Source organism: Pseudarthrobacter sp. Hb11 (assembly GCF_059383655.1).
Genome location: NZ_JBWZCM010000009.1, coordinates 83362 through 107861 on the forward strand (window position 1 = coordinate 83362; position 24500 = coordinate 107861).

The 24500-nt window shown below is 66.0% G+C and carries 22 protein-coding genes; 14 read left to right on the forward strand and 8 right to left on the reverse strand.

Annotation, left to right across the window (positions count from 1 at the left end):
• Positions 1-6: 6 nt before the first annotated feature.
• Complete coding sequence (locus AC50X7_RS13455; protein ID WP_494979463.1) at positions 7-1332, reverse strand: MFS transporter; 1326 nt, start codon at positions 1330-1332, stop codon at positions 7-9.
• Complete coding sequence (locus AC50X7_RS13460; RefSeq protein WP_494979464.1) at positions 1329-2987, reverse strand: amidohydrolase; 1659 nt, start codon at positions 2985-2987, stop codon at positions 1329-1331. Before AC50X7_RS13460 ends, AC50X7_RS13455 begins: the two co-directional genes overlap by 4 nt.
• Positions 2988-3150: 163 nt before the next feature.
• On the opposite strand from AC50X7_RS13460, the gene AC50X7_RS13465 reads away from it, so the two are divergent.
• The gene (locus tag AC50X7_RS13465) at positions 3151-4350 is read left to right on the forward strand and encodes a PucR family transcriptional regulator (RefSeq protein WP_494979465.1); all 1200 of its coding nucleotides are present in this window, start codon (positions 3151-3153) and stop codon (positions 4348-4350) included.
• A 9-nt stretch (positions 4351-4359) separates the two neighbouring features.
• On the opposite strand, the gene AC50X7_RS13470 is transcribed toward AC50X7_RS13465, so the two are convergent.
• Positions 4360-5466 carry a GTP pyrophosphokinase gene (locus tag AC50X7_RS13470; protein WP_494979466.1) on the reverse strand — a complete coding sequence of 369 codons (1107 nt, stop codon included), beginning with the start codon at positions 5464-5466 and terminating at the stop codon, positions 4360-4362.
• A 262-nt stretch (positions 5467-5728) separates the two neighbouring features.
• Here AC50X7_RS13470 and AC50X7_RS13475 point away from each other — a divergent pair, with 262 nt between their 5' ends.
• Positions 5729-7219, forward strand: coding sequence for a M1 family metallopeptidase (locus tag AC50X7_RS13475; protein ID WP_494979467.1), 1491 nt, complete (start codon positions 5729-5731; stop codon positions 7217-7219).
• Positions 7220-7254: 35 nt separating this feature from the next.
• Here the strand turns inward: AC50X7_RS13475 and AC50X7_RS13480 are convergent, their stop codons facing one another.
• The 3 genes from AC50X7_RS13480 to AC50X7_RS13490 all read right to left on the reverse strand — a co-directional run bounded on the left by AC50X7_RS13480 (position 7255) and on the right by AC50X7_RS13490 (position 9904).
• Positions 7255-8244, reverse strand: coding sequence for a LacI family DNA-binding transcriptional regulator (locus AC50X7_RS13480; RefSeq protein WP_494979512.1), 990 nt, complete (start codon positions 8242-8244; stop codon positions 7255-7257).
• Positions 8245-8382: 138 nt separating this feature from the next.
• Positions 8383-9273: an EamA family transporter gene (locus tag AC50X7_RS13485; protein WP_494979468.1), complete on the reverse strand. Its 891-nt coding sequence runs from the start codon at positions 9271-9273 to the stop codon at positions 8383-8385.
• A gap of 1 nt (position 9274) precedes the next feature.
• Positions 9275-9904: a helix-turn-helix domain-containing protein gene (locus AC50X7_RS13490; protein WP_494979469.1), complete on the reverse strand. Its 630-nt coding sequence runs from the start codon at positions 9902-9904 to the stop codon at positions 9275-9277.
• 111 nt (positions 9905-10015) lie between these two features.
• Here AC50X7_RS13490 and AC50X7_RS13495 point away from each other — a divergent pair, with 111 nt between their 5' ends.
• From AC50X7_RS13495 to AC50X7_RS13510, 4 genes are all read left to right on the forward strand, one after another.
• The gene (locus AC50X7_RS13495) at positions 10016-10222 is read left to right on the forward strand and encodes a hypothetical protein (RefSeq protein ID WP_494979470.1); all 207 of its coding nucleotides are present in this window, start codon (positions 10016-10018) and stop codon (positions 10220-10222) included.
• A gap of 116 nt (positions 10223-10338) precedes the next feature.
• The gene (gene uriH, locus AC50X7_RS13500) at positions 10339-11481 is read left to right on the forward strand and encodes a uridine-preferring nucleoside hydrolase UriH (RefSeq protein WP_494979471.1); all 1143 of its coding nucleotides are present in this window, start codon (positions 10339-10341) and stop codon (positions 11479-11481) included.
• Entirely contained in the window at positions 11482-12909 is a 1428-nt protein-coding gene (uriT, locus tag AC50X7_RS13505; RefSeq protein ID WP_494979472.1) for a uridine transporter UriT, read from the forward strand. It begins immediately after the preceding gene.
• Positions 12906-13910 (forward strand): ribokinase, encoded by a 1005-nt coding sequence (locus AC50X7_RS13510; protein ID WP_494979473.1) that lies wholly within the window; start codon positions 12906-12908, stop codon positions 13908-13910. The genes uriT and AC50X7_RS13510 overlap by 4 nt, the downstream gene beginning before the upstream one ends.
• Positions 13911-13995: 85 nt before the next feature.
• Here AC50X7_RS13510 and AC50X7_RS13515 read toward each other — a convergent pair whose 3' ends face one another.
• Positions 13996-15576, reverse strand: coding sequence for a succinic semialdehyde dehydrogenase (locus AC50X7_RS13515; protein ID WP_494979474.1), 1581 nt, complete (start codon positions 15574-15576; stop codon positions 13996-13998).
• A gap of 125 nt (positions 15577-15701) precedes the next feature.
• Here AC50X7_RS13515 and AC50X7_RS13520 point away from each other — a divergent pair, with 125 nt between their 5' ends.
• Complete coding sequence (locus AC50X7_RS13520; RefSeq protein WP_494979475.1) at positions 15702-16499, forward strand: alpha/beta hydrolase family protein; 798 nt, start codon at positions 15702-15704, stop codon at positions 16497-16499.
• A 41-nt stretch (positions 16500-16540) separates the two neighbouring features.
• Positions 16541-17482, forward strand: a complete 942-nt coding sequence (locus tag AC50X7_RS13525) for a carbohydrate kinase family protein (RefSeq protein ID WP_494979476.1) — start codon at positions 16541-16543, stop codon at positions 17480-17482.
• Positions 17483-17570: 88 nt separating this feature from the next.
• On the opposite strand, the gene AC50X7_RS13530 is transcribed toward AC50X7_RS13525, so the two are convergent.
• A complete protein-coding gene (locus tag AC50X7_RS13530; protein WP_494979477.1) occupies positions 17571-18749 on the reverse strand; it encodes an ABC transporter substrate-binding protein in 1179 nt (392 codons plus the stop codon).
• A 225-nt stretch (positions 18750-18974) separates the two neighbouring features.
• On the opposite strand from AC50X7_RS13530, the gene AC50X7_RS13535 reads away from it, so the two are divergent.
• From AC50X7_RS13535 to AC50X7_RS13560, 6 genes are all read left to right on the forward strand, one after another.
• Positions 18975-19517, forward strand: coding sequence for a TetR/AcrR family transcriptional regulator (locus tag AC50X7_RS13535; RefSeq protein ID WP_494979478.1), 543 nt, complete (start codon positions 18975-18977; stop codon positions 19515-19517).
• Positions 19514-19867 carry a DMT family transporter gene (locus tag AC50X7_RS13540; RefSeq protein WP_494979479.1) on the forward strand — a complete coding sequence of 118 codons (354 nt, stop codon included), beginning with the start codon at positions 19514-19516 and terminating at the stop codon, positions 19865-19867. The genes AC50X7_RS13535 and AC50X7_RS13540 overlap by 4 nt, the downstream gene beginning before the upstream one ends.
• Complete coding sequence (locus AC50X7_RS13545) at positions 19864-20193, forward strand: DMT family transporter (RefSeq protein ID WP_494979480.1); 330 nt, start codon at positions 19864-19866, stop codon at positions 20191-20193. Before AC50X7_RS13540 ends, AC50X7_RS13545 begins: the two co-directional genes overlap by 4 nt.
• 57 nt (positions 20194-20250) lie before the next feature.
• Entirely contained in the window at positions 20251-20844 is a 594-nt protein-coding gene (locus tag AC50X7_RS13550; protein WP_494979481.1) for a TetR/AcrR family transcriptional regulator, read from the forward strand.
• 356 nt (positions 20845-21200) lie between these two features.
• On the forward strand, positions 21201-22913 hold the full coding sequence (betA, locus tag AC50X7_RS13555; protein ID WP_494979482.1) for a choline dehydrogenase: 1713 nt from the start codon (positions 21201-21203) through the stop codon (positions 22911-22913).
• Between the two features lie 28 nt (positions 22914-22941).
• Positions 22942-24495 carry an aldehyde dehydrogenase family protein gene (locus AC50X7_RS13560; protein WP_494979483.1) on the forward strand — a complete coding sequence of 518 codons (1554 nt, stop codon included), beginning with the start codon at positions 22942-22944 and terminating at the stop codon, positions 24493-24495.
• Positions 24496-24500: the final 5 nt, after the last annotated feature.

The following is a 24500-nucleotide window of genomic DNA, read 5'->3' on the forward strand; positions in this document are numbered from 1 at the left end:
TGCTCCTTACCGCACGATCGCTTTGTCCTTGACGCGGAGGCGCTCGCCGAAGAATCCACCCGCGGCGGTAATCAGCGATACCACGATCAGCAGCAGGGAAGCGGTCCAGGACGCTCCGCCGGAGACGCCAAGCAGGGCGACGGCGATCAGGGGCAGGAATCCGCTCAGGGCACCGGCCAGGTTGTAGCCCAGGGAAACGCCGCTGTAGCGCAGGTTCGGCGGGAACAGCTCGGTCAGCAGGGCCCCGGTCACCGAGTAGGCCACGGACAGCAGGGCGATGCCGGCAGTGACGGCGAGGATGATCGCGGCAGGGTTGCGGGTGTCGATCAACCAGAAGAGCGGGAACGCTGCGGCGGCGGTTACCAGGCCACCAATGAACGTCATTTTGCCGGGTCCCATCTTCTCGCTGATCCGGCCGATAACCAGGATGACGCCGATCTGTACGACGGCGGCAATCAAGGTTGCGTTGACCATAAGTCCGCGGTCCATGCCCAGGGTGGTGGTGCCGTAGCTGATGACGAAGGTGGTCATCACGTAGAACCCGCCAACCCCCAGGAACGCGGCAGCGATGGCGACAATCAGCCGGCCCCACGCCTGGCGGAACACATCAATCGCGGGAATCTTGGCGCGTTCCTCCAGCTTGACCAGCTCGTTGAAGATGGGCGATTCTTCAACCTTCAACCGGATGTACAGCGCGATCAGCAGCAGCGGGAACGCTGCCAGGAACGGCAGGCGCCAGCCCCAGGAATCAAAAACTTCCGGCGGCATCAGCAGCACCAGGGCGAACGCACCGGAGGACATCAGCGTGCCCACGGGGGAACCCACCTGCACCAGCGCGGCGTACCGGCCGCGCTTTTCAATGGGCGCGTGTTCCACAGCGATGGTCATCGCGCCGCCCCACTCACCGCCAACCGCCAGGCCCTGCATCAGACGCAGGATGGCAAGCATAATGGGTGCAGCGAGGCCAATGGTGCCGAAATCGGGCAGGACGCCGATGAGGCCGGTGGCCAATCCGATCATCACGATGGTGATCAGCAGCGCGGGCCGGCGGCCCACCCGGTCACCAATGTATCCGAATAGGACTGCACCCAGCGGCCGGGCAGCGAAGCCGACGCCGAACGTCGCGAACGCTGCCAGGGTCGCGGCCGTCGGGTCCAGCGACGTGAAGAACAGCCGGTTGAACACAATGGCGGCCGCGGTACCGAAGAGGAAGTAGTCGTACCATTCGAGTGCAGTGCCGACGAAGGCTGCACGGGCAATCATGCCCGCATCGGCTCCGCTGACAGCGGGTACGGTGACGTCCTCTCCCTGTTGTGTCTCATCTGGTTTCATGCTTGGTTTTCCTGCTTCTCGAGGTGGAACGGGGACTGGACGTTGGTGGGGTGGGCGGTCTGCAGGTCATCGAGGTAGTCCTGGCCGAAGACGCAGGTGCCGCCAAGCACTGTTGCCAGCACGGTGATTTGACCGATTTCGTCGACGGCGACGTCCGCCGGGTGCGCGGAGAGGAAAACAAAGTCGGCAAGTTTGCCGGACTCCAGCGTGCCCCGCCGGCCCTCCTCACCCGCCGTCCAGGCTGCGTCCACCGTGTACGCCCGCAAAGCGGTCCCGGCGTCGACGCGTTCCTGGGGGCTCAAGGTTGTTCCGCCCGAGGACCGGCGGGTCACCATCGACTGCATGCCGAGCAGGGGCGCGCCGGACGCAACCGGGCGGTCCGAGCTGCCGGGAACGCGTACGCCGAGGTCGAGAAAGGACTTGTGGCGGTACAGCCAAGGCACCCGCTCGGGACCGACGGCCGCGGCCATGGTATCGCCCACCTCAAACAGGAAGTGCGGCTGCGGAACCGGCGTGATGCCGAGGGATGCGAACCGGGAAAGCTGGTCCGGCCGCACCATGCCGGCGTGCTCAATGCGATGCCGCGCTTCGGCCCGGGGCAGCTTTTGCTGGGCGGCAGCGAAGGCGTCCAAGGCGACGTCGACGGCGGAGTCCCCAATGGCGTGCGCGGCGACGTTCCAGCCTGAGCAGTGGGCGTCCACGATCCGCCGGGTCAGCTCCTCGAGGGACAGCTGGAAGCTGCCGGTGCCGCGGCCGTGATCGCAGAACGGTTCGGTCACGGCGGCAGTACGGCCGATCAGGGAGCCGTCGATAAAGATTTTCATGGCGCCGAGCCGCACCTGGTCGTCGCCGAACCCGGAGGCGATGCCGAGGTCCAGTCCGAAGGTGATCGCGTCTGTGGCATGTGACTGCAGCGGATGCAGGGCATCGCTGGAAGCCATCAGCTGGACCCGGGTTTTCAGGAGGCCGCGGCGCCGGGCTTCGAGGTAGGCGGCGAGCTCCACGGGGCTGCGGCCAATCCAGCCGGAACCGATGCCGGCCTCCACCACGTGCGTCAGGCCTTCGGCGGCATAGACCTCGCTGGCCGCACCGATGGCGTCCGCCAGATCCGTCACGGGATAGGGGACCACCAGCGCGGTGACGAGCTTCTGCGCCTGTTCCTCAAGCAATCCGGTGGGCCCTTTGGTATCCCTGACAACGGTGCCGCCCTCCGGGATGTCCACCGAACCGTCCAGGATGCCCGCGCGTTCCAGTACCTCGGTGTTGACGGTGCACATGTGTCCGGAGCGGTGCTTGAGCCACACCGGGCGGCCGGGTGCGGACCGGTCGAGATTATTGCGGTGCGGATGGCCGCCCATCACGGTGTCGTCGTAACCGGAGCCCACTACCCACGCGCCATCGGGCAGTTCGGACGCAAACCGGGAAACGGCCTCGTACATATCATTTAGGGTCCGGCAGCGGGATAAGTCGAGCTCGGCCAGGGACTGCCCGAACCACGCCATGTGATTGTGCGAATCGCCAAAGCCGGGCACGACGACGGCGCTGCCGCAGTCGAGGGTGCGCTGCGCAGGGAGTTGAAAGACGTCGGCGTCGAACCCGACAATCCGCCCGTTCAGCACTCCCATCGCGCTTGCCGCGGGTGCGGCCTCAGCCATCGTGAAAATACTGGCGTTAACAAGTTTCAGATCAAGCATGGACTCGAGACGTCTTTCCGGACTAGAGGGCGCAGCCGCACAGAGCCGGCTCCTTCAATGGTGGTCCCAATCACAGGGTTAAACAATGGATGATCACAGTGCCCTCCGGTCCTAGAATGGGCATATGCCCACAGAAGCGTCCGCCGACGCCGTTCAAGCGTCCCGTGGGCCGGTCGCCCGATCGGTGGTGTCGGACGTTGTGGCCGACTGCCTGGCCGACATCGACCGGATCGCACACGAGTACCTGCGCGAGGTGCAGGAGATCGACGGTTACGCGGGCTCGCTGGTAGTCGAGAAGGACCTGGAAGAGACAGCCGTCGCCTCAATGGAACTGTTGCTGCGGCTGGTGGGTGACCTGCCGATACCGGACCGGCTGGCCGGGATTTCCGAAGCGCTCGGCCACCGCCGCGCCCAGCAGGGCCTCCCGCTGGAGTCCCTCCTGCGCGCGGTGCGCATGGACTTCCGGGTCCTCTGGACCGCAATGCTGGAGAAGGTTCCCGCCGAGTTCCTGCCCAGTTTCACCAAGGACGCGGTACGCGTCTGGGAAGCGGTCGAATTCCATACCATCCGTGTCCACGCGGGCTACCTCAACGAGCTCGCCACCATGGCCCAGGAAAAGGAGACGCGGCGTGCGTTCCTTCTGTCGAGGCTCCTCAACTCGGACGGAAAGGATCCGCAGTTGCTGGGCCAGGCCGCCCGCGCGCTCGGCGTGCAGCCGGAAAGCACCTTTATCGTCGCCGTTGCCGGCGAACATGCGCAGGAGGCATTCCGGGCCGGAGTGCTGCGCGCCGGCGTTGAACAGTTCCTGCACGAGCGCGACGGCGCACTGGTCCTCATCCTTGAAGATGTTTCCGCCCGGGCCGGACGGCAGCCGGAGGGGGCACGCCCCTGGCTGGCCGCGCTGGACTGCTTTGTGGCACCTCCCGCCCAGTCGTTGGCCGATGTGCCCCGGATGCTGCGGATTGCCCTGGAGTCATTGCCGGCGGTGACGCCGGGCAGGCCGGGCCGGCAAACGGTACGTGATGCGTGGGGGCCCGTTGCTGCAACCCGGCTGGGAGAGTATGGAACCGTTTTGGCGGACACCGTGCTGGGGCCGCTTGCAACGATTTCCGGGCATGAGCGGGACAGGCTAATCGAGACGGTGCAGGCATACCTTCGCTCCGGGTCGGTGTCTGAGGCCGCCGGCGAGCTGTACTGTCACCGGAACACGGTCCTGAACCGCCTTGCCAGATTCGGGCAGCTCACCGGTTTCGATCCCACCATTCCCCAGGACGCTGCGGCGGTCATTGCCGCCCTTCACGTGCACTTCATGCCCGGGGAGTAGATCCACCCCCTACTTCTTCGTCAGCCGATACCGCTCAATTTCCTTGAGGCGCCGCAGGAGGCTGTCGCGTCGGGGGTGCGGGACGGCGTCGGCCGCCTCTGCCGTGAGGTCGATGTGTTTGGTGCCGTACTGCCAGAGGAGCAGGTCATCGAGCAGCCGGTCGGGCCCGGGGGAGTAGCGGTGGTCCAGGGCCTTGCGGACCTCGGTAATGCGGTTGGCGCTGAGCAGCCCGGCCAGCTGCATGGTCTGGTTGAGGCCGTGCGCGGCAAGGAGTTCTGCCGCCCAGCCCCAGTCATCGTCCACCTTGCGGTCCACGTGGGGCAGCAGGGTCCGCCACACGTCACGGATACGGTTGGGCGTCAGGGGTGCCGCACCTTCACCCTCGGTATCCCAGAAACTTCGCACTTCCTCATAGCGTTCGTGCAGGTCGGCGAAAGCCGTCTCCACCGTTTCCAGCATCGCCGCGGTGGCCGTGAACTGCCGGTCGAAATGCGGAGTCCAGGCGCGCGGGTCCTCCGCCTTGAACCGGATGTCGTGCTCGATCTCGCTCCAGGCATGCGCGAAAATGGTGCGGATCTGGCATTCGAAAAAATAGCTGCCGTTGGGCTGGGCATCCGGGTTGAAGACCTGCTGGTACTCCTTGACGGCCTCGTTCTGGATGCTCCGCAGGATCAGGTGCCGGCTGGAATACCCGTAAGTCCCGGACTCGATGGAGCCGATGTCCTTCTCCCGGTCGCCGCGGCAGTCGAACAGCTGCCGCTGGCGTTTGATGATGTTCGCCACCGCGGCGTTCTCGGCCGGCAGCTTGGTGATGACGCGGATGCCCACCATGTCGTTCAAAGTGCGGAACGGGTCCGGGAACTTCAGGACCGGCGGGCCGCCCGGCTCCAACGGCTCCTCGATCCGGGAAATTTTCTCGCGGAAGGATTCCACGGTTTTGGTCCGCCCGGTGACGAACAGCGGGGTGACCTCGCTGTCCTTCAGCATGTCCCGCATCAGCAGCAGGACATCCCGCGTGACCAGTTTCAGGGCCGGCCGGACACGCGCGTAGATCTCCACGTTCTGCTGTACGGAATCGCGGAGGGCGACGTCAAGGCTGTCCCAGTTGCTCGGCATAATCCCAGCTTACGGCGGGGCCCCGACAGAACGACGGCGGCACGGAGCCAGTGTCCAACGCCCGGTCCGTCACGCGGAGCGGGAGTTTCACGTGAAGGCGTTGACATGGCCAATGAGGAGGCCTACATTTCTTCCCATCTGCGGGGGAGCGGCACATGTAGCCGCCGGTATTGGTCTTGTCGCCGCAAAGGCACTCATCTGCTTGTCCATGCAGAGTCGAGCGGGACACCGCCCGGCTTCTGCCCCCTTCAGGACCACCACCATGACCACCTTGATGAGGACGTATCGCCGCGCAGCGGTTGCCTTGATGCTGCTGACCGCCGGCCTTGCCGGTATCAGCACTCCGGCGCAGGCCACGAACCAGATTTCAGCAACGGGCGCACCGGGAAGCGGTGACCCCTATTTCCCCAACGCCGGCAACGGCGGGTACGACGTCCTGCACTACGACCTCGACCTCCGGTACACCCTGCCGTCGGACCCTGCTGTGCTCGTGGGACACCTCGCCGCCGAAGCAACCATCACGCTGCGCGCCACCGAGGATCTAAGCTCCCTCAACTTCGATCTGCGCGGACATGAGGTCTTCGCCGTTTGGGTCTACGGGTCGGGCGCAAAGCACGGGAAGTCCGCGGACGAACGTGTTCCTGCGGAATGGTCCCAAATGCGGGACGACGCGAGCCGCGTGTGGGAACTGGCCATACAACTCCGGCCCAAGCTGAAGGCAGGCCAGCGCGCAACCATCGAGATTGAGTACAGCGGCAACACCGGGCGGCCGGTGGACACCACCGGGGCACTTTACGGCTGGGTCACCACCGCCGACGGCGCGATAGTGGTCAACGAGCCCGACGGCGCTGCCACCTGGTATCCAGTCAATGACGATCCTGAAGACAAGGCCACGTACACGTTCCGCATCACCGTTCCGGAAGGGAAGACCGCCGTCGCCAACGGCCTGCCCGACGGCCGGCCTGTAACCACGGGAGGGTGGACGACGTGGGCATGGGAAGCATCCGATCCCATGGCCAGCTACCTGTCCACAGCGAGCGTCGGTGACTATGTCCTCTCCTACAACGAGGGGCCCGGAGGGTTGCCGATCATCAACGCCATCGACGCGGGCGTCACGGGCCAGGCGTTATCGGACACGAACGCGGCCCTCGCCCTGCAGCCACGGATGATGTCATTCCTGGCGGACCTGTTCGGGCGCTACCCGTTCGAGGCCTTCGGCGCGATCGTCGACGACGATTCCGTTGGCTACGCCCTGGAGACCCAGACCCGGCCGGTCTACTCGCACGTCGCGAGCGAAAACACCATTGCGCACGAACTCGGACATCAGTGGTTCGGCAACGCCGTCAGCCCGGCCGACTGGCAGGACATCTGGCTTAACGAGGGCTGGGCGGCATACATCGAGTGGCTGTGGGCCGAGCATCAGGGAAAAGCTACGGTAACGAAGCAATTCACGGACGCCGTGGCGGAACTGGATCGGAAAAACCTCTGGGCCCTGAACATCGCCGACCCCGGACGGGACAACCTGTTTGTGGAACAGATCTACCGGCGGGGCGGGGCTGCCATCCACGCCCTGCGCGCCAAAGTGGGCGACGCCGCATTCTTCGAAGGCGCGAGGGAATGGCTGGGCCGGTATGACGACTCGTCAGCCACAACGGAAGACTTCGAAGCGGTGATGGAGGAAGCCTCGGGCCAGCCGCTCGACGCGTTCTTCAACGATTGGCTGCGGGAACCTAACCGGCCCGCAATGCCGTAAAAAGGTTGCCGCAATAACGACGGCGGCTGGAACCTTCAGCGTTCAGCGGCAACAGTGGAGCCACGCACCACGAGGGAGCTCTCCAGCGTGACCCCGCTCTGCTCCAGCGCCCGGCCCTCCATCAGGCGGCGCAGCTGCTCCCCGGCCTTCAGGCCCAGGGGAGTAGCGGGCAAATGGACACTGGTGAGGCCGGGGTTGCTCGTGGCCGAATAGGGCAGATCATCAAAGCCGGCCACCGCGAGCTCCGCCGGGATCCGCACCCCGGCCACCCGGGCCTCCTGCAGCACGCCGTAGGCGTGGGTATCAGTACCGCAGACGACGGCGGTCACCCCCGCGCGCTGCCACTTCGGCCAGGCGGAGGCGAACGCCGAAGCCGCCGTGCCGACGTCAATGGTGGTGCTGATGATGCGGTCCGCACCCACGGTGATGCCGTGGGAAGCGGCCTCGTCCAGAAAGGCTTTGCGCCGCAGCGCGAAGGTTTCGGTGCCGGTGACGCTGTCCACGTAGGCCACTTCCCGGTGGCCCGCATCCGCGAGGTGTGCCGCCAGTTCCCGCGCCCCGCTGGCCACATCCAGGTTCACCGACGGTGCATATGCCTCCAGTCCAGGGGCGTCCAAAAGAACGAGTGGCGACGGCGACGCAAGGTCTTCGAGGAAGCCGACGTTGGGAGCGTCCACCAGGAGCCCTGCCGGGCGGAGGGACATCAGCCGCCGGACGTCGTCGGCCTCGGGGAACTGGCCCGCCTCGGTGACGGACAGCAGCAACTGGTACTGCGAGCCGAGGGACTCCCGCACCCCGGCGATCACCTTGGCAAAGAACGGGTTGGAGATGTCCGGCGCCACCAGGATCACGATCGAGCTAACACCCTTGGCCAGCGAACTGCCGATCCCGTCCACCACGTAGCCCAGTTCGGTGATGGCTTCCCGGACCCTGGAAATGTTGTCCTCGGAGACCCGGCCGGCGGTCTTGCCGTTGGCCACCAGCGAGACCGTGGCCGTGGAAACTCCCGCCCGGGCAGCGACCATGGCCGCCGTGATGCGCCGCGGACGCACGGATTGCTGCAGCTGTTCCGCGGGTTCCATACCTCGATCGTAGTAGGCGGAGGGCCCGCGCCGGACCGTTCCACGCGGCACCTGTTACGGCTGCACCACCGCGGCGCTGTTTCAGCCCACGAAGTCGAGATCCGCGGGGCTGGCAGGCTGCCCTTTGCCTGGCCGGCGGCCACCGCGTTGCGCCGCGGCTCCGGCGAGGACCACCAGCAGGATGCCGACCACCTGGATGGCCTTGGGCTGCTGGTGCAGGATGAGCAGCCCAAGCAGGACGCCGACAGCGGGTTCGAGTGCCATCAGTGTTCCGAACGCGGTGGGCGTCATCCGGCGCAGGGCCAGCATTTCCAGCGCGAACGGCAGCACTGGCAGCAGGACGGCCAGCCCGGCTGCGGCTACCAGGATCTCGAGGCTGAGGTGGCCGGCGGCCTGCGGAATTCCGACGACGGCGGCCGCCACTGCGGCGATGGGCACCGTGAGGGTGAGCGCGCCGATGCCGCTGAAGCGGTCACCGATCCGTTGCGTGAGGAGAATGTAAACGCCCCATCCAATCGCCGCCAGCGCGGCCCATGCCACGCCGGTGGGGTTGAAGTCGCCCTGCCAGGGTTGGGTAAGCAGGACGACACCGGCCAGCGCCAGTGCAGGCCAGGCAAGGGCCGTCCGGTTGTGGCTGCGAAGGGCGGCCACGGTCAGCGGGCCGAGGAACTCGATCGCGACGGCAGTGCCGAGCGGTATGTGCTCAACTGCGGCAAGGAAACCCACTGTCATCACTCCCGTAGTGATCCCGAGGCCAAGCAGCGGCAGCACATCAGGACGGCGGATAGAGCGCAGCGGCGGGCGGCCAATAGCCAGGAGAATGACAGCCCCCATGCTGAGGCGAAGCCACGCCGTTCCGGCCGGACCCACAGTTTCAATCAGGTTCACGGACAGGGCCGAACCCAGCTGGACCGACAGGATCGCCGTAACGGCCAGCCCCCACGGCGGGACCGGGAGATTTCGCTTGGGCATTTCAGATTCCTTCCCTGTATTTCGTGGCGTCGGAGTTTGCCTCCGGACGGTGCCCCGCGCCCACGCCCGGCTCGAAGACCGCCAGCGAGAACGCCGCTGGTTCGCTGCCGGGGTTGGCGTACGAATGCTCAACATCGCCGGGGAATGAGATGGCGTCACCGGCTTCGAGGACAAAGGCCTCATCAGCAACTACTACCGTCACGGACCCTTCGCGGACTTGGAGCAGCTCCTTGGTGCCGGCTGCGTGGGCCTCACTCTCATGCCGGTCTCCTGGCCCAAAGGTCCAGTCCCAGAGCTCCACGACGTCCGGCGACCCGGTACCCGCCACCAGCACACCCGTGCCGCCGGAGGCCGAACTCCACAGGGCCGCGCCGTCGCCGCTCCGGGTGACTGTTACGGGCTTGGGGCGCGGAGAGTCCACCAACGCCGGCAGGCCGATGCCCAGCGCGTCGCTGATCCGAAGAAGAGTACCCACGCTGGGATTCGCGGCGCCCTGCTCGACGATGAGCACCATGCGGCGGCTTACCCCTGCAGCCTCCGCGAGTTGGTAGAGGGTCAAGCCCCGCGCCTGCCTCTCCTGCCGTACCCGGCCGCCGATAGCAGTGGCAAGGGCAGAGGTGCTTTTATCCATAAGTGCATCATAGTGCACCTTCAGGTGCACTCCATGACTACTTAGGCTTGTACTCAAAAGGGAAGTGCAGAACCTCTTCCTGAAGAGTCCAACTGGTGGGACGATGCACATATGAGCGATATCAGCGGAGGCGCCACCCGCGACCTCGGCCCGCACCAGCATGCGCACGCAGCACCCAGCACCCAGCAGATGAGGACCGTCGGGCAGCGCCGGCGGGACGCGGAGGAGAAGCTGGAACACCACCTTCAGGAAGCCCGCCACAAGGGCGAACACCAGGGCATCGAGGACGAGGCGGGGGCCGCAGCCCCGGCGTCGTAATGCCCCCGCGCCACAATTGAACTTGCACTGACAGCCAGCAGTCACTGGCGCTGCTGGCATCAAGCGCTTGACCTGCGCCAACGTCAAGCGTTTGACGTGACGTTGCCAACGGTGCCATGATCTCTCCTGAACGCTTTAGCTCCCCGCCCCGTGCGGGCCCCAATGACGTGGAGATCATCGTGGAACCCATTGCCCAATCCCCTGAACGGCAGTCACCTGACCGCAAGAAGATCATTCTTGACTGCGACCCCGGGCATGACGACGCGGTGGCGTTGCTGCTCGCGCACGGCAGCCCGGACATCGAACTGCTGGCCGTCACCACGGTGGTGGGAAACCAGACCCTGGAAAAGGTCACCCGCAACGCCCTGGCTGTGGGCACCATCGCCGGCATCACCGGCGTTCCCTTCGCCGCAGGCTGCGGCCGCCCCCTGGTCCGCAGCATCGAAACCGCCCCGGACATCCACGGCGAAAGCGGCATGGACGGCCCGGAACTGCCGCCGTCGAATATCGAACTGGACCCGCGGCACGCGGTGGACCTCATTATCGACACAGTCATGGCCCACGAACCCGGCACCGTCACCCTGGTTCCCACCGCCGGCCTGACCAACATCGCCATGGCCGCGCGCAAGGAACCGCGCATCGTGGAGCGCGTGAAGGAGGTTGTCCTGATGGGCGGCGGCTACCACGTGGGCAACTGGAGCGCCGTGGCGGAGTTCAACATCATCATCGACCCCGAGGCCGCCCACATCGTCTTCAACGAGAAGTGGCCGGTGGTCATGGTGGGCCTTGATCTGACGCACCAGGCGCTCGCCACCCCGGACGTGGTGGAAAAGATCGCGGCCATCGGCACCGGGCCGGCGAAATTCGTCACCGAGCTGATGGACTTCTTCGCCCACACCTACAAGGACGCCCAGGGCTTCGACCACCCTCCCGTCCATGACCCCTGTGCTGTCGCCTACGTTATCGACCCCAGCATTGTCAGCACCCGCAAGGTCCCGGTGAACATTGAGCTTCAGGGCACCCTGACGCTTGGCATGACGGTGGCCGATTTCCGTGCCCCCGCTCCGGCGGACTGCCACACGAGCGTGGCAGTGGACCTGGACCACAAAAAGTTCTGGAACCTCGTCACCGACGCACTGGTCCGGATCGGCGAGCCGCACGACGACGGTAGCAACGAAGGCGGGGTCCGCACCGCCGGTGACACGGCCGACGTCGACCGCCAGGAACGTGCCCACGTCACCGCGGGAGGGGTCAAGTAAGTGACTGCCACCATTTCCCAAGCCAAGACCAGCCGCGGCAACGTCACCGCCCTGATGGTCGCCCTGCTGGCAGCCTGCGTGGCTTTCCAGCTCAACGCCTCCATGCTCAGCCCTGCCCTGGTGACCATGGGCCAGGAGCTCAACACCGACCAGGCCGTGATCGGCCTGTCCCAGACCTGGTTCTTCACTGCCGCAGCCCTGTTCTCCCTGTTCCTGCCCCGCCTGAGCGACATCGTGGGCCGGAAGAAGGTCCTGGTGGGCATGATGCTGCTGATGGCCGTCGGTTCCGTCATCGCGGCGCTGGCCCCGGACGTCACCTGGCTCTTCGTGGGCCGCATCATCCAGGGCGTCAGCGGCCCCACCGTGCCGCTCTGCTTGATCATGCTGCGCTCCGCAGTCAGCAACCCCCGCAAGTACGGCGTGCTGATGGGCCTCATCACGGCGGTCAATGGCGGCGTGGCCGGCGTCGACTCCTTTGTGGGCGGCTACTTCGCCGAGCATTACGGTTTCCGCAGCATCTTCTGGCTGATGGTGGTGCTGGCGCTGGTTGCCACCGCACTGATCACCTTCCTGGCGGGCGAAAGCAAGCCGGCCGCCGGCACCCGGATGGACTGGCTGGGCGTGTTCTTTATCGTGGTCGCCGTGGGCGCGCTGCTCACCGCCCTGAATGAAGGCTCCAAGCTGGTGGGAGCCTTCTCGTCGGGCACCCTGATGCTGAGCCTGGCGCTGGTACTGTTGTCCGCCGTCGCGTTTTACCTCTTCTGGCGGACCGAGAAGCGGGCCAACCAGCCCATGGTGGAAACGCAGCACCTGCGCCAGCGCTCCACTTGGGCGCCACTGCTGACCACCACACTGACCATGACCGGCATCTTCGCCGTCATCAACGGCATCGTCCCTGCCTATGTCCAGGCGGCGGGCCCCGGCTTCGGCCTTGGGCCCACGGAAATGTCGCTCATCATCCTCACCCCGTACGCCCTCCTTGGCTGGGTGGTGGGGCCCCTGAGCGGCAAGCTCGCCCCCGTGCTGGGCTACACCAGGGTTTTGCGGATCGGCCTCCTGGGAAGCATCGCGGCGCTGGCCATCATTGCGTTCCTGGGCCTGAACAGCCTGCCCCTTATGATTGTGGGCACAGTCTTGCTGGGCATCATGTACGCCGGTACGGTCAACATCATGCTCAACGGACTCGGCGTTGTCCTCTCGCCAGCGGGTAACCCCGGTTTCCTGCCCGGCATGAACGCGGGTGCGTTCAACCTCGGCGCAGGCCTCAGCTTCCTGATCCTGCCCGCCGTGCTGGTGGCGACGTCGGCCCTGGGCGATGCGAAGGCGTCCTATCTGACCGTCGTGGTGGTTGGCCTCGCGCTTACCGTGGCAGCCTTCGCCGCCTCGCTGCTGATCCCCAAGCCCGTTGAGGCTGAGGTGACCGAATGAATGCCGCACCTGGGCATGGTGACGCTGGAAGCCCGGGCCGGATCGCCGTCGTCGGCTCCCTGAATGCCGACCTGACCATCTACTGCGAACGCCTGCCGCTTCCCGGTGAGACGGTGCACGGCAACGGGTTCGCCGTGAACCCGGGCGGCAAGAGTGCCAACCAGGCCGTTGCCGCAAGCCGGCTGGGCGGGCACGTCAGCCTGGTGGGCGCGGTGGGGGAGGACCCCAACGGCGACATGCTGCTCACCTCCGCCGCGGGTGCCGGGGTGGACGTGGGGCACGTCCGGACGTCGCGGGAGCCCACGGGGGTTGCCGTGATCGCGGTGGACGCCAGCGGCGAGAACAACATCATCATCTCGGCCGGCGCCAACGGCACGCTGTCGCCGGCGGACGTGGCGGACGCATCGGATGTACTTGGCGATGCCGCCGTGGTGTGCCTTTGCCTTGAGGTTGCCATGGAGACGGTTGTGGCGGCCGCCCAGGCAGGGCACGACGCCGGCGCAACAGTTCTGCTGAACCTCTCCCCGTACGCGGAAATCCCCACAGCCCTGGCCGGGCTGGCTGACGTTCTGCTGGTCAACGCCCACGAGGCTGCGCTGTTCCTGGGTTCCGGCGCCGCTGTGCCCGGCGCGGACGGGACTGGTTCCGACAGGGCCGATGAGGACAGTGCTGAATGGGACAAAGTGCGGTTGCGGTTCGCTGAGCGGGGGATCCAGCAGGTCCTGGTGACGCTCGGTTCGCAGGGTTCGGTGGTGCTCGACTCACTGGCTCCGGAGGGTCGGCAGGTGACCCGGGTTGCTCCCACCACGGTCCGCGCTGTTGACACCACCGGGGCCGGCGACGCCTTCACCGGTGCCGTTGCGGTGCGGCTGGCCGCGGGCGATGCGCTCGCCGATGCTGCTGCCTTTGCCTCCGTGGCTGCCGCTTTGGCCACCACCCGCAAGGGGACGCAGGCGGCGTACCCGGAGGCGGGGGACGTCGCCCGTCTTCTGCGGGCCTAGTTGAATCGAGTGCTCCGTTACTGCCGTTCTCACACACGAAAAGGGCATTTACGGAGCACTCGATTAGTCCGGGGTTCCGCCGCCCTTAGCGGAACCCCCTCATGAGTGTGAGGGCGCCTTTGACGAGCCGGGTGTACCTCTCGTTGGATACGCCTGGTGGAGGGCCGATCGGCAGCAGCCGCTGCACGGCGACCGTTTGGGCTTCGGTGTACTTCAAAATGCCTTCCCTGCCGTGACGCCGCCCGGCGCCCGAGTCCTTCATCCCGCCCATCGCCGCATCATGGGAGGCCCAACCCGCCGAGTACCCGTCGTTGACGTTCACCGTCCCGGCCATCAGGCGCCTGCCTACTGACTCGCCGCGCCTGGCGGACCAGACGCTGGCGTTGAGCCCGTAGCGGGAGTCGTTGGCAAGGGCGACGGCCTCGTCGTCGTTCTTTACTTGGTAGACGCTCACCACCGGCCCGAACGTTTCCTCCCGCGCCACAAGCATCTCCTCCGTCACGCCGGTAAGGATGGTGGGTTCGTAAAAGAACGGGCCAAGATCGGGCCGGGCGCGGCCGCCCGTGACGAGCCGGGCACCCTTTCCGAGCGCGTCCTCAACGTGGGCGGTCACCCGGTCCAGCTGTTTCTGTCCGGCCAGTGAGCCCATGTCGATGTCCCAGCGGGGCCCAGCGCCCAAGCGGATCCCTTCCACCTGCATGGTCAAGGCGGCGAGGAACTCCTCGAAGACGGCATGGTGCACATAAATCCGTTCCATGCTGATGCACAACTGGCCCGAATTGGAGAAGCAGCCTTGGGCTGCGCCCCTGGCCGCCTTGGCGATGTCCGCGTCGGCGAGGACCAGCATGGCGTTCTTCCCACCTAGCTCGCCGGAAAAACCGATGAGCCGCTCGGCGCACTGCTTCGCCAGGATCTTTCCTGTGTCGGAGGAACCGGTGAACATGAGGAAATCGACGGCGCCAATCATTGCCGAGCCGAGTGCCGGCCCCGGCCCGGTCACAATCTGGAAGAGGTCTCGCGGAAGTCCGGCCTCCTGCAACAACTCGAGGGCGAGCAGCGCCGTAAACGGTGTCTGCGAATCAGGTTTCAGGACAACCGCGTTACCGGCCAACAACGCCGGGACAGCGTCCGAGACGGCGAGGGTGAAGGGATAGTTCCACGGGCTGATGATCCCCACCACGCCCTTGGGGAGCCGGTACTCCACGGTCCGTGTCAGGCCCGGCGCCGCCCCGGTGCGGCGGGCGGGGCGGAGGTGCCGTTCGGCGGTGCGCTCATAATAGGCAGCCGTCAGGCACGCGTCGGCAAGTTCCTCGAACGCGTTCAGCCGTGACTTGCCGCTCTCCTGCTGCACCAGGTCGAGGATCTCCGCTTCGCGCTGGAGAAGCAGCTTCTGGAACCGCCCGACGACGGCGCTGCGCTGCCGGAGCGGAACCTCGGCCCACTTCCGCTGGGCTGCCCGGGCACTGGCGATGGCAGCTTCCACGTCGCCGGGAGTGCAGACAGGCACCTTCCCGACCATCCCGCCGTCGAACGGGGAATAGGACGGCTGCGTCGGCCGGCCGGCTGCGCTTGCCACAAGGGCTGAAAGGCGGGAATGGGCATCAGATGCTTGTGGCTTTGGCATGGCTGTGGCCTGCGTCGTGCCCGGTTCCGTTGTGCTGGTCATGGTCATCCCCTTTGGCGGCACTTTAACTCCTGAGCCTAGCCCGGCGGGGCGCGTCCTTCGAGGCTTACGGCGCCAGCCGTCCGGACGGTAACGGCACTGCTGGCCCTGGGCGGTACGCTCGGCACATGGTGCAGCGGCATAGGCATTACTACGGAGATGACCCCAGCCAGTGGGGTGAGCTGTTCCTCCCGGAGTTGCCCGACGGCGCGATGCAGCGTGGCGTGGTGGTGGTGATCCACGGCGGCTTCTGGCGATCGAAGTACGGGGCTGAACTGGGTGAGCCGCTGGCGCGGGACCTGGCCGCACATGGCCTCGCGGCATGGAACCTGGAGTACCGCCGCGCCGGAAACGGCGGCGGCTGGCCCCACACCTTCCAGGACATTTTGGCGGGCATTGACAAGCTGCAGGAGCTCGCCGCACCCGACGCATTGGACCTGACCAAGGTGGTGGCCCTAGGGCATTCCGCCGGCGGGCACCTTGCAGTATGGGCGGCGGGCCGTGACCGGCTGCCGCTGGGGTTGGAGGTTGAGCATGGCGCCGTCCGCATGAACAACGACGGCGTCCGCCTCACCGGGGTGGTGAGCCAGTCCGGCGTCCTGAACCTGGCCGAGGCCGAACGGCTCAACCTCAGCATCGGTGCGGTAGCCAACCTGCTGGGCGGGCCGTCGTCGGAATTCCCGGACCGGCACCGGAACGCGGACCCGATGGCCGCGCTGCCTCTGGACGTCCCCGTCTACGCTGTCCATGCAACGGACGATGAGGACGTGCCGTTGGCCATGTCCACCTCCTACGTTGAGGCGAGCCTGGCCGGAACCACTCCGGCGCGCCTGCTCACAGTGCCCGGCGACCACTTCGCGCTGATTGACCCCGCAGCTGAGGCGTACCGAAAATGCCGGGAGCTGGTACAGGCGCTGCTTGACTGAATGAGCTGCTGCCCGTCCCACTTCTCTGGCAGAGTATGACCATGCTCACTGTTATAGGCGAAGGCCTCGTCGACGTTGTCCAGCGCGCTTCCGGAATCGAAGCCCACGTGGGCGGCAGCCCGCTGAACGTAGCCGTTGGACTGGCACGCCTGGACCACCCCGTGCAGTTCATTGGGCGGTTCGGCCGGGATGCCTACGGCGATTCCGTCGCCGCCCACCTGCGCGCCAGTTCCGTGATGATGCCGCTGGGTCCTGATGAGCTGCCCACCAGCGTTGCCACCGCGTTGATTGACGACGACGGCGCCGCCACCTACACGTTCGATCTCACCTGGCAGCTTCCCGGCATCGCCGACCGGCTCGCCTTTATGCTGCAGGGCACCACCCTGCTGCACACCGGCTCCATCGCTACGATGCTGGCGCCGGGCGCCACGGACGTCCTCGCCGCCGTCGAATATGCCCACCCCCGCGCCACCATTAGCTTCGACCCCAACTGCCGGCCGAGCATCATTACCGATGTGGACTACGCGCGCCGGCACACGGAGAAGTTTGTGTCCCTGGCCGACGTGGTGAAGGCCTCGGACGAGGACCTGGAATGGCTGTATCCGGAGCTCGACGTGCTGGACGCCGCGCGGCGCTGGCTGGAGCTGGGCGGGAACGAAGGGCCGGCCATGGTGGTGGTGACCCGTGGAGCGGACGGGCCGTGGGGAGTGACCCGGGCGGGCGAGACGCGGGTGCCGGCACCCCTGGTGGAGGTGGCGGACACTGTGGGCGCCGGCGATTCGTTTATGGCGGCGCTGCTGTCCGGGCTGGTGGACCGCGGACTGGACGGCGCTCAGAACCGCAAGGACCTGCGCGAGCTGCCGGCTGAAGGGCTGGCGGAACTCCTGGCCCACGCGGCCAAGGCGGCGGCAGTTACCGTGTCACGTCCCGGCGCCAACCCGCCCACGCGGGCGGAGCTGAACGGGGCTTCCGAAGAGGGGTAAGCAGAATCGTCTGGCACATCGATTGCTCCGCAGATGCCGTTTAGAGGAGTCAAAAGGGCGCCTACGGAGCAATCGATCAAGTGCGGGCCTACTCCTTGCCGAGCCCTGCGGCCGAGGTCTTCTCGCCGGCCACGCTGTTCAGGGCAGTCAGGTCGAAGATGCCATTGATGTCGGCCTGCTTGGTGGTTCCGGCAGTCACGCCGTCCGCCAGCAGCTTTTGGTAGGTGCCGGCGAGCGGGTCCACGGTGAACACGATGTTCTTCAGGGACCGGTCGATCACATCAGCCTTGAGCTCTGCGCCCGCAGCTTCCTTCAAAGCGGCGTTGATAACGTTGGCCTTCTCGCCGTTGGCCGCGCTGTTCAGCCACTCCACCGACTTCACGTGGCCCTTTAGCAGCGCCTTCACGGTGTCCGGGTGGTCCGCAGCGAACTTTCGGTTCACAATCAGGATGGTGGTGGGGAACTCGCCCGGCTTGCCGGACAGCGAGCCGTCCCACAGGTCCTTCTCATCCACCAGCACCTTCGCCCCGGCGGTCAGCACCAGGCGTGAGGCCCAGGGCTCAGGCAGCCACGCGCCGTCGAGCTTTCCGTCCTGGAACAGCTTCAGGGTCTGGGCGTTCTCGGTGGGGTTGATGGCGACGTCGCCGCTGCCGTCAACGTTGGTCTTGTACCCCTGCGCCGTGAGCCAGGCGCGGAGGGCGACGTCCTGCGTGCCGCCGAGCTGCGGGGAGGCGAGGGTCTTGCCCTTGAGGTCCGCCGCGGAGTTGATCTCCGGCTTGACCACCAGTTGGGCGCCGCCTGCCGCAGCACCCGCGATGATGTTGACCGATTCGCCGCCGCTCTTCACGAACGAGTTTATGGCGGGGTTGGGGCCGATGTATGTGGCATCGATGGCGCCGGCATTCAGCGCCTCGATAGCGGCGGGGCCTGCGTTGAAGACCTGGGTGGTCAGCTTGGTGTCGCCCAGTTCGCCGGCGATGTGGCCCTGACTGACGCCCACCAAGGCGGGTGCGTGGGTGACGTTGCCGAAATAGCCGAGTCTCAGTTCGGCGGCGGGGTTGCCGGCAGCTGCGGTCTCCTGGACTGTGGCCGGGGTGCCGCTGTTGACTGCGGACGCGACGGCGGCGCCACTGCCCACCAGGGCAAGAATGCCGGCAGCGATGCCGATCTTCAGCCCCAGGGGGCGCTTGGGAGCCGCGGACTGGCCGGCCACGATGCGGGTGGAGCCTTGCTCGTTTTGCGGACTCTTGTCCGAGGGTTCTGACATTGGGATTCCTTTGCTGGGGCGGGTGCTGAGATGAGATTACGGAGCGCCCAGCGGCCCCACAATCGTTTCCGTAGCAGGGGTTCACGGGACGACGCGTACGCTCAACGCGGCGTAGCGGAGCGTTAAGAAACGTCGCGGGACGTCTTTTTTTCGAGGCCTTGCGGCCCGGTCAGGGGAGCCGCGAATCCAAAGCAGCCTTTACCTTCCAGATGGTAAAGTTTGGAGGTGAGAGAGAGCCAGCGACCGCACATTCTTGAGGCCGGATTGCGGGTAGCAACACGCAGCCAAGGTGCCGCTATCACCCTGGACGCGGTGGCATCCGAAGCAGGGGTTACCAAGCCCGGGCTGATGTACCACTTCCCAAACCGGGATGCGCTGATGACCGCACTGGTTGAGTACGCGGCATGCCAAATGGGGCAGAGGATGAGTGAGCTTCTGGGCAAGCGCGAGGCTTCAGTCGACGAGCGGTACCGAGCATACGTGAGGGCCGCAGCAGAGGGGCAGAATATGCGGGCGGAGTGGGCGCTGTGGTTTTACTCCGCCTACGGGGCCGAACTGCAGGAAGCCTGGGCTCGCCACCTGGACCCCTGGCTCCTGATCCCGGAAGGGACACCGTCCGTTCAGCGCACCCGTCTCATTACTGCCCGGCTGGCAGCGGATGGTTTGTGGGCAGCGGAGGCGAGCGGCGTTGGCGCCCCCAAAAAAGCTGACCGGGCGGCCATAGTGCGGCACATTCTCGGTTTGATCGACGACGGAGGTTCGCAGTGAAACAGTGGCTGTGCCTCGGCGGGGCAATCGTCACGGAGGTCTCGGCAACCCTGGCTTTGAAGGCGGCCCTGGAAGCGCCGGGCTGGTACGTACTGGTTGTTGCGGGGTACGTCGCCGCCTTCTCACTTCTGTCCGTCTGCCTTCGGCTGGGCATGACCATCAGTGTCGCGTACGGTGCCTGGGGCGCCGGTGGCGTCACCGCTACCGCGCTGCTGTCTGCAAGTATCTTCGACGAGCCGCTCACCTGGCTGATGGGCTTCGGCATCGCGCTTATCCTGGCCGGCGTCATCACAGTTGAAGTCGGCTCGCAGAAGGCCCACCGCGCCAAGCAAGGAAACGAAAACGCATGACCTGGTTTTTCCTCGGCCTTGCCATCCTCACCGAAGTTGCGGCAACCATGTCCCTGCGCGCGTCCGAGGGGCTGAAGAAGAAGCTGTGGCTTGTTCCTATCGTTGGTGGCTATGTCAGCGCCTTCGGATTCCTGAGCCTGGCGCTCGCTCATGGGATGCCACTGGGAGTGGGGTACGGCATCTGGGTGGCCTGCGGTGTCGCTCTGACGGCAGTAGCCAGCCGCATCCTGTTCAAGGAACCCCTCACGCCGCAAATGGCATGCGGGATCCTGCTCATCTCCGCGGGAGTGCTCATTGTTGAAATAGGTGCGCGCCAGGCCCACTAGAGCACCATCACCAGTCGTTGGTATGCGCCGTCACAGGTTTCCCCATATTCTGGCCAAGTGGATACAAGCACCGTGAACTCCCGTGAACAGGGCGAGCAGGTTGACCGGCAGCAGCGCATTCTTGATGCAGCGCTGGACCTGCTGTCGCACCGCGGGATCTCGGGAGTGAACATGCGCGCGGTGGCCCGCGAGGCAGGTGTCGCCCTCGGGCTGGTGAATTACTACTACGAAGACAAATCGAGCTTGATCCGTGCGGTGCTGCACAGCGTCGACAAACACGACCTCGCGCTGGTTGCGCCGGACCCGTCATTGCCCCCTGACGAACAGCTCCAGAATGCCCTCCGCCGGGTTGCGGGCCCGGAACTCCTGACCACGCGGTACCTGTCCCTGCGCCTTCATCTTTGGGCGCTGGCGAGGGCGGACGAAGATTTCGCCCTGATCAACGCGGCGGCGTTCGACCGGTACCTGGACGGGCTTGCCGCCCTGATAGGGAACGCCAAGCCGGAACTGTCCGCCACGGAATGCAAGGAGCGGGCCGCCGATATCGTTGTCCTGCAGAACGGCATGTGGCTGACCGCACTCCTTGGGGTGGACAAGGAATCCATTCGGCGGAGCATTGCCCGCACCGAAGAGATCGCCTTCGCCGCCTAGCGCCCGGGCCGTAGCACACCTCCGCATGGCCGCAGCCAAACGCACCATTGGCCTGCCCTGAAGACGCCATTTGCTCCGCGTCACATACGGGCAGGAGTGCGACACATGTGAGGGGCAAGTGCGCACTCCCGCGTCCTTTAGGGGCTTGATGTTTCGCGCCGGTAAATTCTTGAACACTTGTCCAGTTTTCCTATTGAACACTTGTTCAACGTGCACTACTCTCCTTGGATATGACCTACGCCACACCAGGGAATACCGCGGATTCTCCGGCTAACACGGTCACCCTTTCGCATCCGGAAGAACGACGACCCAATCTGGGCCAGTAACTGGCATTGGGTAAAAGGAGAGTTTGCAGCATGACAAAAGACAGCTACGACTACGTCATCGTCGGTGGCGGCAGCGCGGGTTCCGTGCTGGCCGACCGGCTGAGCGACGGAGGCAACAGCAGCGTCCTGGTTCTCGAAGCCGGACGGAGCGACTACCCCTGGGATCTTTTCATCCAGATGCCCGCCGCGCTGACCTTCCCCAGCGGCAACCCGCTTTATGACTGGCGGTACGAATCGGACCCGGAGCCCCACATGGGCGGCCGGCGGGTTGCCCACGCCCGCGGCAAGGTCCTCGGTGGCTCGAGCTCGATCAACGGCATGATCTTCCAGCGCGGAAACCCCCTCGACTACGAGCGGTGGGGCGCTGACGCCGGCATGGAAACCTGGGACTTTGCCCACTGCCTGCCCTACTTCAACCGGATGGAAAACGCCCTCGCCGCAGACCCGGACGATGAACTGCGCGGCCATGACGGCCCCCTCGTCCTGGAGCGCGGCCCGGCCACCAACCCGCTGTTCCAGGCGTTCTTCACCGCCGCCCAGGAGGCGGGCTACCCCCGGACGGACGACGTCAACGGGTACCGCCAGGAGGGCTTCGCTGCCTTCGACCGCAATGTCCACAAGGGCCAGCGGCTCTCCGCCTCCCGCGCCTACCTGCGTCCCAACTTCGGCCGGACCAACCTGACCGTCCTGACCCGGGCCTTGGTCACCAAGGTCAACTTCAAGGGCAATGTAGCAACCGGCGTCACCTACCGCCGCAACGGCAAGACCCACCAGGTCAACGCCGGCGAGGTGATCCTGGCTGGCGGCGCGATCAACACACCGCAGTTGCTGCAGCTCAGCGGCATCGGCGACGCCGCACACCTGAACTCCCTGGGCATCAACTCAGTGGCCAACCTGCCCGGTGTCGGGGAAAACCTCCAGGACCACCTCGAGGTCTACATCCAGCATGCCTGCACCCAGCCGGTCTCCATGCAACCGGCCCTGGACGTCTGGCGTATGCCGTGGATCGGCATGCAATGGATGCTGGGACGGAAGGGACCGGCAGCCACCAACCACTTCGAGGGCGGGGGATTCGTCCGCTCCAACGAGGATGTTGCGTACCCGAACCTGATGTTCCACTTCCTCCCGGTCGCCGTCCGTTACGACGGCCAGAAGGCGGATGCGAAGCACGGCTACCAAGTGCACATCGGCCCCATGTACTCCGACGCCCGCGGCACGCTCAAGATCAAGTCCACCGATCCCACGGTGCACCCGTCCATGGTGTTCAACTACCTTTCCACGGACCAGGACCGCCGTGAATGGGTTGAGGCCATCCATGTGGCCCGCGACATCCTCGGCCAGTCCGCCATGCAGCCCTTCAACGGCGGTGAGCTTTCGCCCGGCCGGGCCGTCCAGACGGACGCCGAGATCCTTGACTGGGTGGCCCGTGACGCCGAAACCGCCCTGCACCCGTCCTGCACCGCGAAGATGGGGCCGGACACCGACCCCATGGCCGTAGTGAACCCCCTGGACATGACTGTGCACGGCACCAGCGGCCTGCGCGTGGTGGATGCATCCGCAATGCCCTATGTCACCAACGGCAATATCTACGCGCCGGTCATGATGCTCGCCGAAAAGGCGGCCGATTTGATCACCGGTAAAAAGCCCCTGGCGCCGCAGCACGCAGAGTTCTACCGGCATGGCCTCAGCCCGCTGGAGCGTAACGGCGCCCCGCTTACGGCGGCAGCGGCGGCAAAGGTCTAGGCATGATGGATGTAAAGAAGGAGACACGATGACCGCCACCGTTGAGCAGGTTCACCAGGGCGGGAAAGCCCAGGACTCAGTCAAGGGCCTGTATATAGACGGCGCCTGGCAGCAGGCGCCCGACGGCGGCACCACGGTGGTGCGCTGCCCGGCCGACGGGCGCGAGGTAACAACCGTCACCGCGTCGACGGCGGAGGACGCAGAGCGGGCGATCGCCAGTGCCCGGGCCGCGTTCGACGACGGCCCCTGGCGGCGGCTCACCGACATCGAACGGGGCGCCGTTATGCTCCGCGTGGCCGAACTGCTGGAGCGGGACAAAGCTGTCTATGCCCGGGCTGAGGCACTCGACACCGGAAAACGCCTCGTTGAAGCCGAATACGACATCGACGACATTGCCGCATGCTTCCGGTACTACGGCAAAATCGCAGGCCTCGATGCCGGCCGGGTAATCGACACCGGCCGCCCAAACACCATCAGCCGCGTGGTGTATGAGCCGCTGGGCGTCTGTGCCCTCATCGCCCCGTGGAACTACCCGCTCCTCCAGGCCGCCTGGAAGGTGGCCCCGGCGCTCGTCGCGGGAAATTCGTTCGTGCTCAAGCCCAGCGAACTCACCCCGTCCACCTCGATCCTGCTTATGGAGACCCTCGCCGAAGCCGGCATTCCCCCCGGCGTCGCAAACCTGGTAACCGGAAAGGGATCGAAGGTGGGCGGCCCGCTCAGCTCCGACCCGCGCGTCGACCTCGTCTCCCTCACCGGAAGCCTCGCCACCGGCCAGGCGATCATGGCCGCCGCTGCGGAAACCGTAAAGCGGGTCGCCTTCGAACTCGGCGGAAAGAACCCCAACGTTGTCTTCGCGGACGCGGACTGGGACGCCGCCGTCGACAACGCCCTGACCGCGGTGTTCCTGCACTCCGGTCAGGTCTGCTCTGCAGGGGCGCGGCTCGTCGTCGAGGAGACCATCGCCGGGCGTTTTGTGGCAGAGGTAGTGGAGCGGGCGAAAAAGATCCGGATGGGCGGACCGTTCGATCCCGATGCTGAGACGGGCCCGCTGATTTCCGCCAAGCACCGTGATCAGGTCCACGCCTACGTCCAGGCCGGAATCGCTGAGGGCGCCGACCTGTTGTGCGGCGGCTACATACCGCACGAGGGGGCCCTCGCGGAGGGTTTCTTTTACCCGCCCACTGTGCTCGGCAACTGCCGCTCCGGCATGAGTGTGCTGCGGGAGGAATCGTTCGGCCCGGTTCTGACGGTCGAGACGTTCCGGACCGAGGCCGAGGCCGTGGCGATCGCCAACGACACCGAATACGGCCTTGCCGGCGCGGTCTGGACATCGGATGCGTCGAAGGCGCAGCGTGTTGCGGGCGGGCTCCGGCACGGAACAGTATGGATCAACGACTATCACCCGTACGTCCCGCAGGCCGAGTGGGGCGGCTTTGGGAAGTCCGGCATCGGCCGGGAGCTTGGCAGCGCGGGACTTAACGAGTACCGCGAGGCAAAACATATCTGGCAGAACATCCAGCCCGCACCCAGCGGCTGGTTTGGCTCACCTGCCGGGGACGCCGGGGTGGGGGCCGCCGGATAGCGACA